General features: G+C 63.0%; 8 protein-coding genes and 1 pseudogene. 4 read left to right on the forward strand and 5 right to left on the reverse strand.

Features of this window, described 5'->3' with window-relative positions; genetic code table 11:
• Positions 1-291 precede the first annotated feature (291 nt).
• The 3 genes from GO986_RS21895 to GO986_RS21905 all read right to left on the reverse strand — a co-directional run bounded on the left by GO986_RS21895 (position 292) and on the right by GO986_RS21905 (position 2,780).
• Entirely contained in the window at positions 292-867 is a 576-nt protein-coding gene (locus tag GO986_RS21895; RefSeq protein ID WP_157461653.1) for a transposase, read from the reverse strand.
• Positions 868-881: 14 nt separating this feature from the next.
• On the reverse strand, positions 882-1,418 hold the full coding sequence (locus tag GO986_RS21900) for a helix-turn-helix domain-containing protein (protein WP_198170916.1): 537 nt from the start codon (positions 1,416-1,418) through the stop codon (positions 882-884).
• 177 nt (positions 1,419-1,595) lie between these two features.
• On the reverse strand, positions 1,596-2,780 hold the full coding sequence (locus GO986_RS21905) for an alpha/beta hydrolase (RefSeq protein ID WP_369409538.1): 1,185 nt from the start codon (positions 2,778-2,780) through the stop codon (positions 1,596-1,598).
• Between the two features lie 885 nt (positions 2,781-3,665).
• Between GO986_RS21905 and GO986_RS21910 the strand changes: the two genes are divergently transcribed.
• Positions 3,666-4,682, forward strand: a complete 1,017-nt coding sequence (locus GO986_RS21910) for a chemotaxis protein CheB (protein ID WP_157461650.1) — start codon at positions 3,666-3,668, stop codon at positions 4,680-4,682.
• Between the two features lie 14 nt (positions 4,683-4,696).
• Here the strand turns inward: GO986_RS21910 and GO986_RS21915 are convergent, their stop codons facing one another.
• Positions 4,697-7,771, reverse strand: coding sequence for a CheR family methyltransferase (locus GO986_RS21915; protein WP_369409539.1), 3,075 nt, complete (start codon positions 7,769-7,771; stop codon positions 4,697-4,699).
• Between the two features lie 163 nt (positions 7,772-7,934).
• On the opposite strand from GO986_RS21915, the gene GO986_RS21920 reads away from it, so the two are divergent.
• The 3 genes and pseudogenes from GO986_RS21920 to GO986_RS21930 all read left to right on the forward strand — a co-directional run bounded on the left by GO986_RS21920 (position 7,935) and on the right by GO986_RS21930 (position 11,153).
• Entirely contained in the window at positions 7,935-9,272 is a 1,338-nt protein-coding gene (locus GO986_RS21920) for a sensor histidine kinase (protein WP_369409540.1), read from the forward strand.
• Positions 9,269-10,321, forward strand: coding sequence for a chemotaxis protein CheB (locus GO986_RS21925; protein ID WP_369409541.1), 1,053 nt, complete (start codon positions 9,269-9,271; stop codon positions 10,319-10,321). Before GO986_RS21920 ends, GO986_RS21925 begins: the two co-directional genes overlap by 4 nt.
• A gap of 32 nt (positions 10,322-10,353) precedes the next feature.
• A pseudogene (locus GO986_RS21930) lies at positions 10,354-11,153 on the forward strand (IS5 family transposase).
• Positions 11,154-11,168: 15 nt separating this feature from the next.
• On the opposite strand, the gene GO986_RS21935 reads toward GO986_RS21930, so the two are convergent.
• A complete protein-coding gene (locus GO986_RS21935) occupies positions 11,169-13,694 on the reverse strand; it encodes an excinuclease ABC subunit UvrA (protein WP_157461652.1) in 2,526 nt (841 codons plus the stop codon).
• Between the last annotated feature and the right edge of the window lie 69 nt (positions 13,695-13,763).

Below are 13,763 nucleotides of genomic sequence, written 5' to 3' on the forward strand. Positions count from 1 at the left end.
ACATGGTCGTGCCTCCTGAGACCTATGGTGCGGGGGGCTGTGGCAGGGGTTTGAGAGGATTGGCCAGTACCTTGTGGGTTGGACTGTGTCCCTCATAGAGCGGAGCGCCCTATTCAGCAGAAGCGCGCTGAGTCGTGTGCAAACGGCAGGGCCGGCGGCAATGGGCTTCTCTGAGAGGACGGTTCAATGGTGTGGGATGTAACAAAGAGGGGTGATCCAAACGCAGGTTCCTCGCATACGCGTCTGGAGAATTGAAGAGGAATGTCATTGGTGTGACTAGTGGTGCATCCGCTAAATACTGACTGAAACGGGTGGTGCAGCAAATCCATACCGTTTTGGTATGCGGTGCCGTCTGCGACGACCCCACACAAAGGGGTGACGATGGTCATTCCAATACTGGGTGGCCCGTTCGACAGCTTGCTCGACCTCAGACCACACCTCGAACCGGCGTCCCTTGAGGGCCAAAGATTTCAACGTTTTCCACCAGGGCTCAATCAGATTGAGATAGGCTGCCCGCTTCGGTTGAAACACAAATTCCCAGCGTGGGTGCGCCAGATTAAATAGGAGAACGTCGTAAGCCGCATGGCTGGGCAAGTTGTCCAGCACGACATAAATCCGTTCAATCTCTGCGGGAATCCAGGCCTCCACATGATCCAGAAACTCGACGAAGGTGGCGATGTTGCGCCGATCATAGGTTCTGGTCAAGCACGCCCCCGTATGGGGCTGCAGGGCCCCGAAGACGAACCCTTCGGTCGGTCGGCGGCCATAGTCGAGTTCGATGCGGGCGCGCTCTGCTCGCAGAGCGCTGTTCGGGTGAGGTCGGATTAAGTCCTGACCGCGATGTGTCCGGGCACTCATGGGCCCCATTTCGTCAATGCAGATCACGACACTGTGCTCAGGTGGACGGGTGTAGAGGCTTTCAATAGCCCCCTTTTTTGGCCGAAGTCAGGATCGACTCGCACCCCCATCCAGCCTTCTTGTTGTCGCCAACGCAGCCCTTCGTGTCGAAAGATTTCGCTGATCCGGCTGCGCCGGATCGGAATGCCTTTGACATCCGTCAAATAGGTCACGAGGCGATCCAACGTCCATGATCCAAAGGGCAGCCCCAGGTCGTCTGGATTGGTCAATGCCGTCTGGATCACGTCCCCAATGTTGGCCTCCGAGTAGACGTGAGGACGGCCCAGTTCATCTAAACCGGGCAGCCCCAGCGCGTTGAAGCGCCCGATCCAACGGCAGGAGGTGTGGTAACTCACGCCGATCTTCTCAGCGATTTCCTGGTGCGTATACCCCTGATTGGACATCAGGATGATGCGGGCACGTTTGACGCGCCCAGCGCACAATGTGCGGCTCCTTGACATCTTTTGGAGCGTCGTGAGTTCTTCGTCGGTGAGCGAACGGACGCGAACGAATGCACGCATACTCGCACCTCCAGAAATACCCATCCAGTGTGCGCCTTGCCGAAACTTACCGGATGAACCACTAACGGTTCATCAGCAAGGAAATGACCTTCTGCATGGGCGTCGAGTCCCTGTCGCCTCAGGCACGTGGCTCAACAAGCCAACTGGAGGAAGAATGTAGAGTCTGCGGTCGCAGGGCTAAAGTTCCTCATCGGGTAGGACCCGGCGTACGAAGCGGGTGAGCACCTGCTCGTAGCGCTCCGGATTGATGTTCCAGGGCCGGACGTGCTCTGCCCCCTCAAAGCGGTGGTACTCCACGATATCGGGCCGGGCGTTGGCCAGCCGTTCCACATGCGCCACCGGCACTGTCCGGTCGGCACTGCCGTGAAACAAGAGCATCGGGGTGGTAAAGCGGTCCATCACGCTGTGGTGGTCGATGGCGTCGAAGTCCTGCCCACTTTTGAACACCGTCAGCCACTCCACCAGTCCAGCGAGGGGCAACAGGCGGTAGCGCCGGGCATAGTGACGGATCAGGGAGCGCCACTCCAGCGGCGGCGAGTCCAGAATTACGCCACGAATCAGGGGAGCCAGGGCGCTGTAGCGCAAGAAGGCCAGCGTGATGCCGCCGCCCATGCTGAAGCCCATCAGCAGCACCCGGCGCGCGCCGTGCTCACGGGCATACCGCACCGCCGCCTCCAGGTCCTGCCACTCCTCGGCGCTGAGGCGGTACACGCCCTGCCGGGTCCGGGGCGCGCCGTGGGCGTTGCGGTAGGTGATGGTCAGGCTCGACAACCCCAGCCGGGTGAAGGTGGGCAGAATGCGCAGGGCGTCCTGCCGCAGGCCCTTGTAGCCGTGGGTCACGATCACCCAGTCGGTGCCCGCCGCCCCACCGCCCGGGCCTCCGGGCACCAGCCAGGAGGGCATGAGGCCGTGTTCTGCCGGAACGAGCACGTCCTCGTATGGCAGGCCGCGCGAGGCGGGGGTGCCCAGGCCCACCGTGCTGGGCCGCACCTCCTGACCTGGGAGCAGCGCCGCTTCCTGCCACTCCACGGCGCGGGTGACGGTGCGCCGGGTCTGCTCCAGTGTGGGTCCGAGTTGGGCAAGGAACCGGACACCTGCAGGATCGTCCCACTCCAGCCCCAGGACCCCGGGACGAATGGTGGCCGGGTTGCGGGTCAGAAGGAGTCTGGGGGGCTGCCCATCATCCAGAACGCCGAGTACACGGGTTCGGGGTACGCGGCGACGCACCGCCGGAGCCCACACGAGGGCATCGGCGAAGTGCCAGCCCGTGCTGAGCAGCCCGGTCACCGCCACACCCAGTCCCAGCAGGACCCAGGGCAGACGTGAACGGCGGCGCGGCGTGGCAGAAGGCGGAAGACTCACTCCAAAACGTTGACATATGCCCACAGCATCGGTCATTCCCTTTTTTCTTCATCGGCTTGTGTTCGGGTTTCTCAGTGCACCTTGCGATGAAGGTTTAACCAGGCAGCGATACCGACAGTTCGGTCCTTGACCCGGCTCTGGAATCGGCCTCACGGTCGGCATGAACTGACGAACCGGCATAGCTCCGATTTTACTTATGCAACACGGATTCCACGGCAAGAGCACTCCAGGGAGGTGCAACGGGGGCTTCTCTTTAACACCTGCGGGACCCGACGGGAACAGGATGCAGGGCTGCAGGTGTGGGCACCAGCGATAACGCAACGTTATGGTGGCTCACGGCCTCCTGGCCTCCCTGCGTGTGGGCTCCACGCGATTCACACCACACCGCCCTTCTAATGGCGCACACTCGGTTCAACTCGGTGACCGGCCTTCCGTCTGTCCGAGCGCCTCAAGCCTTGAGGCAGCTGCGGCGGTCGCGGACCTGCGGCGGTTTGTCTGGTTCTGAAGACCGCGTCCCATCCCGCGATCAGGTCTTCTGCACCCGCACGCTACTAGCGTGTCTTCCCACGCCGGGTGACCCTATGACTACCGACCAGTTGACAAGCCTTGAACTCCACCTTCCCGCAGAAGCGCAAGCCCAGCTCGACGAACTGCGCCGCCTGATTCTGAGGTGCCAGCGCCACACGGACCAAGCGATCCTCCTGGTCCGTCAAAGTTCTCACCTGGTGGAAGCGAGTCTAACTTGCATGAACAGCAGTGCTGGCTCAATGGTCCGTCACGGAGCTGTGGACCTCGCCCGGCGTTTGAGCTGAAGCCTGTCGCGCACGCTGCCCTTCTATTGGAGTGCCACCACGCCGTCCACCTACAAGCGCCACAATAGGCATCATGGTTTCTGCTCCCATCGTCGTCGTCGGCGCATCTGCCGGCGGCATCGAAGCCCTTCAAGCCCTGGTCGCCGGACTCCCACACGATTTTCCAGCGGCGGTCTGCGTCGTGCTGCACCTGAATGCCTCCACCCCCAGCGCCCTCCCAGACATCCTCAGCCGGGCTGGGCCGCTTCCTGCGCACCATCCCTCCGACGGAGAGGCCATTCGCCCCGGCTGCATCTACGTCGCGCCCCCGGACCACCACCTGCTGGTCGATGGGGACAGGCTGGGTATCAAGAAAGGCCCCAAGGAAAGCCGCTTCCGACCAGCGGTCGACGCCTTATTCCGCTCTGCCGCACATACCCGCGCGCCGAACGTGATCGGCGTGGTGCTCTCCGGCGTGCTCGACGACGGCACCTCGGGCCTCTGGAACATCAAACGGCTGGGCGGCCTGGCCGTCGTGCAAGATCCCGCAGAGGCCGCCTTCAGTGATATGCCCCGTCACGCCCTCGAACAGGTGGAAGTGGATTATCAGGCCCGTGCTCGGGACATGGGCGCGCTCCTCGCCCGGCTGATTCGGGACTCTGCCCCTGCGCAGACAGAGGTTGGCATGAGCGAACAGGAACGGGGACGCCTCAAAATGGAAGTCCAGATGGCTGCCGAGGGACCGGAATCTCCAGCAAGCGTGGGGCGCCTCGGGCCTTACACCCCGTTTACCTGCCCGGAATGTCACGGTGCCATGGTGCAGATTCAGGAGGAGGAGGCGCTGCGCTTCCGGTGTCACACCGGGCATGGTTACACGGCGCACGCCCTGCTGGCCGAGCTGTCCGAGAGCATTGAGGACAAGCTCTACCAGACACAGCGGGTGATGGAGGAAAGCTTTCTGTTGCTGGAGCGGCTGGGCCAACGGCTGCCGGGCGCGCGGGCGGAGGCCCTACTGAACCAAGCCCAGCTCCTTGAGCAGCGGGCGAACCTCCTACACCGTCTGGTGCTCACCTACACGCCCTTGGCAGATGAAGAACCCTTGCCAGAGTGACGCCTCGCCCAACTTCAAGAATCACTCCCAGGTTCCTGCGCGTCTCCGGTGAGATCCTCGCCTTCCACTGCCGCACGGCGGAGCAAGGCCGTCACGTCTTCGAGCTTGAGCAACAGCAGGACACCTGCCCGGTCTTCGCTCACGATGGGTTCCACCTCAACCTTCATCCTGCGCCTGCCCAGATGGGGCAACTGGAGGTCGATGACCCGGTTCACGACCCCTTCCTCTGTGGCGACGACGTCGTGCAGCAGGCCGATCAGCTCCGGCGTATCCAGCGCGAAGTTGCCCAGGTTATATACGCGCTCACCCTTGACCTGCGCCCCACTGGCATGCAGCAGGCTCAGCAGGGCGCGGTTAGCGGTCAGAACACGCAAGTCGTTATCCAGAATCAGCAGGGGATCATGGAGGCTGTTCAGGACCTGCTCGGCGTAGGCAGCCGTGTCCTGAACCTGCTGCTCCAGAGACTTGACGAGGTGGATGTTGGTAAACGCCACCACCACGCCGTCGATGAAGTTGTCTGAAGTACGGTAGGGGGTGATCCGCATCAGGTACCACAATCCGTCCCGCGTCTGGACCTGCGCCTCGAAGACCTCCAGGGTGTCCAGCACCCGGGCAATGTCGCGCGCGAAGAATTCGTACTGCAAGTTGACGCTGATGTCGCTGATAGGCCGTCCCACATCCACCGGCATCAGGTTGATGACCTGCGAGATCTGCGGGGTGAAGCGCTTGATCCTGAGGGCGTTGTCCAGAAACACCGTGGCGATGCCTGCGCTGTCGAGCAGGTTCTTCAGGTCGTCGTTGGCCTGGGCGAGGTCGTGAATCACGCGGTGGTGCTCCGCGTTAATGGTGGTGAGTTCCTCGTTGAGGGACTGAAGCTCTTCCTTGGAGGTGGTGAGTTCCTCGTTGGTGCTCTGAAGCTCCTCGTTGGTCGTCTGAAGTTCCTCGTTGGCGCTCCGGAGTTCCTCCATGGACACGCCCATCTCTTCGACAGTGGCCTGCAACGTTTCCTTACTGTACTGAAGCTCACGTTGTAAGGTCAGCATTGGGTCGGCCTGGTCTGGTGGGGTCGGCACTGCCCCTCCCTCCGGCCGCTCCTGAAACTCAATCAGGAGGAGGCCGGGCATGAGTCCCGGCACCGGACGTACCGTGAGGTCCACCGTACGGAGCAATCCCTCCACCTCAACGGGGACGCCCGCCCGCACCACTTCACGGCGTTCCGCAATGGCCTGCCGCACGGCGGCCGGGAGTTCGTAGCGCAGGTTTCCGCGCGCCATCTCGAAGACGTTGGTCAGCACCGTTCCCGCCGGCAGTTCCAGGTAACGGGCGGTGGGGCCGTGGACAAATAGGATCTCGCCCGACTCTCCCACCATGACGGCCGGCGGCACGTGCTGGGCGAGCAGCAGACCCTGCGCGAGTTGCGCCACATTTTCCGTTCGAGCGGGACGCGGCGGCGCCACGCTTCGGGGAGGAGAAGGAACCAGACTGTTGGTGCTGAACACCTGACCGACTGGCAACGCGGCGGACACGCCGTCGCCACGCTGGTGGATTTTCCAGCGCAGGTTCAGGGGGCTGAAGTGATCCCGGTCCCGACCGACCGTCTCGCTCGCCCCCAGGAACAGCAGGCCCCCCGAGCGGAGAGCAAAGTGAAACACCGCCATGATCTCGGCCTGCAACTCGGATGACAGGTAGATCAGCATGTTGCGGCAACACAACAGGTCCAGCCGCGTAAAAGGGGGATCCCCGAAGGTGTTGTGAATGGCGAACGTCACCAGATTCCGGATTTCCGGGCGCACCTGATACCCGCCGTCTTGCTTGTGAAAGGCGCGTTGCAGTCGCGCTGGCGAGACGACGTACTCGATCTCGCGGGGGTAGAGCGCAGTACGGGCCTTTTCAATGGCTTCCGGGTCGATATCTGTGGCGAAGACCTGCACCTTGAAGGCCCGCTCGTCCTTCAGTTCCTCCATCAGTTCGTGCAGCACGATGGCAACCGAGTACGCCTCCTCGCCGGTTGAACAGCCTGCCACCCACACCCGGACATTGTCCATCTCCTGCTTGTGGGCCGGGATGTAGTCCCGCAAATGCTCCTTGAGTTCGTCAAAGGCTTCGACGTCGCGGAAAAAGCTCGTGACGTTGATGGTGAAGTCCTGAAACAATGCCTGAATCTCTTCTGGGGAGTCCTGAAGGAGTCGCAGGTACGCGGTGATATCCTCCAGACGGTGGCTTTTCATCCGGCGGTCAATGCGCCGCACCAGCGTGCTGCGCTTGTAGCGGGTGAAGTCATGGCCAGTGCGGACCCGCACGAGGCGCAGGATCTTTTGAAGCGGCGCACCCGGCTGGCCGCCCTCGTTTGACACGTCTTCCGTGCGTAACGCCGCCTTCTGGGTCACGAAGGTATAGAGCCTGGGAGCCAGTTCCTCAGCGGGGAGCACGTCGTTGGCGAGCTGCGTTTCGGCAGCGCTGCGCGGCATGCTGGGATACTCCGCTGTCTGGGGGTCTTGCACCAGCACCAGGCCGAAGTGTTCCCGGATGGCCTGCACGCCGCGCGTCCCGTCACGGCCCATCCCCGATAGGATGATGCCGACGCCACGCTCGCCCTGGTCGGCGGCGAGCGACTCCAGGAAATGGTCGATGACCTTGCCCTTCGCCAGCTCGAGGTCGTCGAGAAGCAAGATGCCGTTCATAATGGTGAGGCTGTGGCCGGGTGGAAGCACGTATACCTGATCAGGCTGGGCCGCCAAACCGTCCTCAATGAGAACAATGGGCATGGACGTACAGCGTTGCAGAATATCGGGCATCAAGCCTTGGTGGTGCGGGTCGAGATGAGGCACCACCACGAACGCCATGCCGCTTCCCTGTGGGAGGCTGAGGAAGAAGCGCTCGTAGCCGTCGAGTGCCCCCGCTGACCCGCCGATGCCCACGATAATGGTAGGCCGCGTGGTCAGAGCACCCACTGGCTCGGTTGGCAGGAGTGTGGGTGCGGTGGTGACTGGACGTTCATCTGACATGATCGAATCCTCGAAACCATAGGCTTTTCGCAGTGCCCTCGGGTGAGCGCGGTCCCGGGAAACTGAGGACGAAGTGAAGTCCACGCTGATTTACAGTCTTAAGGACTGGGATATGCTGACGTTTGAACCCCCGCCGTTTGGTTTCATTCTCCCGACTATTTGCACCAAAAACCAGGTTGGATGTGACAAACTGCCACGACACCCCCCCCGAACCAGCAGGCCGGGCCGAACTCAATCAGGTGTCAACGTGAGCAGAGAACCCGAAGGTACCGACGACCTGCGTGAACAGGCGGAACGTGAACTTCAGACGCAGCCGCCCGTCACGTTGCCTTCCGTGCCCAATGATCCGGAGCAATTACTGCGGGAACTTCAGCAGGAGCGCCAGGAGTTGCAGGTCCATCAGATCGAACTGCGTCTCCAAAACGACGAACTCGTCCGGACCAATGCCGAGCTGGAGGAGGCCCGACAGGAGTATCAGGAGCTGTTCGATCATGCCCCTGTTGGCTACTTGACGCTCGACGGGGCGGGCAGCGTTCAGCGCGTGAATCTCACGCTGTGCCGGATGCTGGGCGTGGAGCGGGCCCGGCTACTGAACCGGCGGTTCTCTGCGTTCCTCGACCCGGCGAGCGTCAGCACCTTCACGCTGTTCCTGCGGCGGGTGATGGAGCACTCCGGGCCCCGGACCGCCGAACTCTGGCTGGTCAGTGCGGCCGGCACCCGCTTCGCAGCCCAGATTGAGGGCGAGGCGGTGCAGCGTCCTGGGGAGCGCGGCCCGCACGCCCGCCTGACTGTTACCGACATCACGCCGCAGCGCCAGGCCCAGGACGAGGTGCTACGGCTCAACGCGTCACTGGAGGAGCGGGTCAAGCAGCGAACTCAACGGGTTCTGGAACTTAACGGGGAGTTAGAGACGTTCGTGTACGCCGTGACCCACGACCTGCAAACGCCCCTGCGGCACATCCGCAGCTTTATAGGTCTGCTCGTGGGACAGTACCAGCCTCTGGGAGCGGAGCAGGAACGTTACGCGCAGCACGTCGAGCATTCGGTGGACCGCATGGAGCAGCAACTCGGCACGCTGTTGACCTTTTTCCGTACGGGGCAGGGACGCCTACGCTTTCAGGAGGTCAAGCTCGACTCCGTGATGCAGGAGGTCCGCAGGGACTTTGCGGCGGACTTGGAAGGCCGTGATGTGCAGCTGACAGTCGACGCGCTGCCCACCGTGCACGGCAACAGCCTCGCCTTGCAGCTCGTGTTTGCGAACCTGCTGGGCAACGCCCTCAAATTCACGCGAGGCCGCGCCCCTGCCCGCATCAGCGTGTTTGCCCGTGAGAACGAGCGCGAGTTCATTCTCGGCGTGCGTGACAACGGAGTGGGGTTTAACATGCGTCAGAAAGACCGGCTGTTCGCCGTGTTTCAGCGGCTCCACCGCCAGGGGGAGTTCGAGGGCAGTGGCGTGGGGCTGGCGCTGGTCCGGCGGGTGGTTCACCGGCACGGCGGGCGTACCTGGGCGGAGGGCAAGGTGGGCGAGGGAGCCACCTTCTGGGTGAGTCTGCCCCGAACTCCCCAGAGGGAGGACCTGGCGTGAATGGCCGCTCCGAAAGCGTGACCGGGCCGCCATTGGTGGTGATTGGCGGTTCCGCCGGAGCACTCGGCAGCCTGCTGGACCTGGCGGCGGGGTTGCCGGACGACTTTCCGGCAGCCCTCCTGGTGGTCGTACACATCCCGCCGGATCAGCCGAGTGTCCTGCCCGAGTTGCTGAACCGGGCAGGCCCCCTGCCCGCAAAGGCCGCCGAGGACGGCGAGCGGTTGCGGGCTGGACACATCTACGTCGCACCTCCGGACCATCACCTGCTGGTCCGTCCCGCCACCCTCCAGCTTTCGCGGGGCCCGCGCGAGAACCGCTCCCGGCCGAGCATCGACGTGCTGTTTCGCTCGGCGGCCTACAGCTTTGGACCGCGCACAGCGGGCGTCATCCTGTCCGGCATGCAGGACGACGGGACCTCGGGCCTCTGGGCGATTAAACAGTTCGGCGGCACGGCCATCGTCCAGCGGCCTGAGGAAGCCCAGTATCCGGACATGCCGCTCAGTGCCGTGCGGCAGGTTGAGGTGGACGACATCCTGCCCGTGCATGAGATCGCTTCCCGACTCGTTGCCTGGGCGGACACCCTGGGCACCAGAGAGGTGAAAGTCAGCGTGGATCAAACGGAACGCAGGCGTCTGGGCCTTGAACTGGGCATCGCGGGCGAGGAGGCTTCCTTTGAGGCGGGCATCTTGAATCATGGTCCGCTCTCGCCCTTTACCTGTCCGGAGTGCCACGGGGTAATGATGCAGATCAAGGAAGGTCGCCTCACCCGCTTCCGCTGCCACACCGGGCATGCCTTTACCTCCGGCACGTTGATCTCCGGGGTACGTCAGATGGTGGAGGACTCGATGTGGTCCACCGTGCGTGCGCTCGATGAGCAGGTAATGCTGCTGGCACACCTAGGTAAACACCTCCGGGAGGCCGGGCAGCCCGATGAAGCCGACCACTTGCATCAGGAGACCCAGGAAGCCACGGAACGCATGCGCTTGCTGCGCCGCGTCGCCCTGTGGCAGGAACCTCTAGAGGCTGCCAAGGACAGGTTTGAAGTTTAAGAGCTGCACTCGGCAGAGGGCAGAATGGCTGTGTGACACGGCGAGGTTACCCAAGTGATGTGGACGACGACGCCTACCTCTTTCTGCTGCCCTCTTTGCTGCTGAGTCCGCATGACGCCAGGCAGCGGAAGTCTGTCATCCGTGACGTGCTCAACGCGTTGCTGTGGGTGGCGCGCACGGGGGCACGATGGGCGTCTCTTCCCCATGACTTTCCACCCGCAAACCAGCGGTGCGCCTGTTGGCGCACCGCTGGTTTGCGGCTGAGTGCTGTCAGAACGCCGCGCATGATCTGCGGGTGCTCTCCCGAGTGGAGCCGTCCAGGAACGGAGAACCGAGCGCGATCATCATTGACAGCCGGACCTTGCACAGTCCACCTGAAAGCGGGCACCGGGCGGGATTTGATGGGGCCAAGAAACGCAAGGGCACCACAGTCCATCTGGCCGTCGATACTCTGGGTCATCTGCTCGCGGTGCTCACGACACCCGCCAACGAGCAGGACCGCGCACAGGTCAAAACCCTGTGCCTCGAAGTGCAGGAAGCCACAGGCGTGAATGTCGAAGTCGCCTTTGCTGATCAGGGCTCCACCGGTGCTCAAGCCGCTCTGGACGCAGCAGAGGCGGGCAGAGACCTGGTGGTGGTCAAGCGTCCGGAGACCACGAAGGGCTTCATCCTGCTGCCCACACGTTGGGTCGTCGAACGGTCGTTCGCGTGGCTGTCACGCTTCAGGCGTTTGGGTCGAGACCTGGAACGCTTGCCGTCGACGCTGGTTAGATTTCAGTTCCTGGCGGCTTCCATTCTGCTCTGCAACAATCTCAGACCGCTTTTCGCATAGGGTTCTTGGCAGCCTCTAGCCGCCTGAATGGAGTGCCGCTTTCAGATAGGGTGCCGTTTTGCTGTGTTGGTTCGCGGCCACCACCTTAGGGGTGCCCTGCGCCACCACCTGCCCGCCCTGATCGCCAGCGCCAGGGCCAATATCGATGACCCAATCGCTGCCCGCCACCATCTGCATCTTGTGTTCAACAGCAATCACAGTGTTGCCCGCGTCAACAAGCTTGTCCAACTGCTTCTGGAGGCGGTCGATGTCGGCCGGATGCAGACCAGTGGTCGGCTCATCCAGCACGTAGACTGTGCCGCCCCGGCCGCTGCGGTGCAACTCGGTCGCCAGTTTGATGCGCTGGGCCTCGCCTCCAGACAGTTCGGTGGCGGGCTGCCCCAGCCGCAAGTAACCCAGCCCCACCTCGCGCAGCGTGTCCAGAATGCGGGTCAAGCTGGGTTCATCGGCAAAAAATTCGTGGGCCGCATCGACGGTCAGGCCCAGCACCTCGGCCACGTTCTTGCCCTTGTACGTCACCTCCAGCGTCTCGGCGTTGTAGCGCGTGCCGTGACAGACCGCACAGGGGGCGTACACGCTGGGCAGAAAGAGCAGTTCCACCATCATCCAGCCTTCACCCTGGCAATGCTCGCAGCGGCCTCCCTTAACATTGAAGGAAAAGCGGCCGGCCGCGTACCGACGCCGCTTTGCCAACGGCGTGGCGGCAAAGAGTTTGCGCACGTGATCGAACAAGCCCGTATAGGTCGCCATGTTGCTGCGGGGCGTGCGGCCAATGGGTTTTTGGTCCACCTGGATCAGGCGCGTGATCTGCCCCAAGTCGCCCGCCAGTTGCGCGGTGCCACCTGTTCTGGATGTCGTTTCGTCGTCGGGTTCGGGCGCATCCGCATCAACCGGGTGACCAAAATGATGCGCCAGCGCCGCTACTAGGGACTGACTGACCAAGGTCGATTTTCCCGACCCGGAAATGCCCGTAATGCTGGTCAGCACCCCAAGCGGAAAGCGCACGCTCAGGTTGTGAATGTTGTGACGGGACACGTGGTTGAGTTCCAGCCAGCCCCGCGGGGTACGCAGGGTCGTCGTCCGAGGCTGGGTTTCGGCGAACAGATACCGCGCCGTCGCGGAATCGGCGACCTCTTTCAGCCCTTCCGGCGGGCCGCTGTACAGAATCTGCCCACCCTGTTCTCCAGCCCCTGGCCCCACGTCTACCAGCCAGTCGGCGCGGCGGATAATGTCCAGCTCGTGCTCAACCACAAACAGTGAATTGCCGCCCGCCTTCAAGGCGTCCAGCGCCGTCAGCAGCGCCTCGGTGTCGGCGGGGTGAAGGCCTGCCGAGGGTTCGTCGAGCACGTAGACCACGCCGAACAGGTTGGAGTAGAGCTGGGTTGCCAGGCGGAGCCGCTGCAATTCGCCGGGCGAGAGGGTGGGCGTGCTGCGTTCCAGTTGCAGATAGCCCAAGCCTAGGTCAAGCAACACAGACAGGCGGCGCGTCAAGTCTTCGGCCATGCGTTGCGGGGCGATGGCCTGCTCAGGACGATTCTTCAGCCGCTCGGCATGGCTGGGGTCACGCTCCTCGGCGTAGGGCCGCAGGAGTACCGCCGCCTGTGCAAGAGGCAGCCGTGAAAACTCAGTGATGTCCAGCCCGGCAAAGGTGACGTTCAAGGCTTCCCGGCGCAGCCGTTTGCCGTGACACAGCGGGCACTCCTGCGCGATCATGTATTCCAGCACCCGCTTTTTCATGGACGCACTCTCGGTGTCGGCAAAAGTATGCAGGACGTGGCGGCGGGCGCTGGAAAAGGTGCCCATGTAGCCGGGTTCCAGCTTGCGCTTCACGGCCCGGCGAGTCTCTTCGGGGGTGAATCCTGGATACACAGGCACGACGGGTTGCTCCTCGCTAAAAAGAATCCAGTCGCGGGTGTCCTGCGGCAGGTCTTTCCAGGGCTGGTCAACGTCAATGCCCAGCGACACCAGAATGTCGCGTTGGTTCTGGCCGCCCCAGGCGGTGGGCCAGGCAGCCACTGCCCTTTCCCGAATGGTGAGGGAAGGATCGGGCACCATCGACGCTTCCGTGACGGTGTAGACCCGTCCCAATCCGTGACATTCCGGGCAAGCGCCGTCCGGTGTATTGGGTGAGAAGCCGTCGGCATACACGATGGCCTGACCCGGCGGATAGTCTCCGGCTCGGGAATAGAGCATGCGGAGCAGGTTAGAGAGCGTGGTGACGCTGCCCACCGAGGAGCGGGCCGTCGGCGTGCCGCGCTGCTGCTGAAGGGCGACGGCGGGCGGCAGCCCCTCAATGGCGTCCACGTCGGGCACCCCGACCTGGTGAAACAGTCGCCGGGCATAGGGCGAGACCGATTCCAGATAGCGGCGCTGCGCCTCAGCGTACAGCGTGCCAAACGCCAGTGTGGATTTGCCCGAACCGGAGATGCCGGTAAAGACCACCAGAGCGTCGCGGGGCAGGCTGACCGAGATGTCCTTGAGGTTATGCTCGCGGGCACCCCGCACTCGCACGTGACCGTGGCTGAGAAGGCGGTCGCTCATCGATCAAGACTACGTCAGTCAAGTGGGTTTGCAGTGATCACCATATGCGGCTTCAGGCGTTCGTTCTAA

Source organism: Deinococcus arboris (assembly GCF_009755355.1).
GTDB lineage: Bacteria > Deinococcota > Deinococci > Deinococcales > Deinococcaceae > Deinococcus > Deinococcus betulae.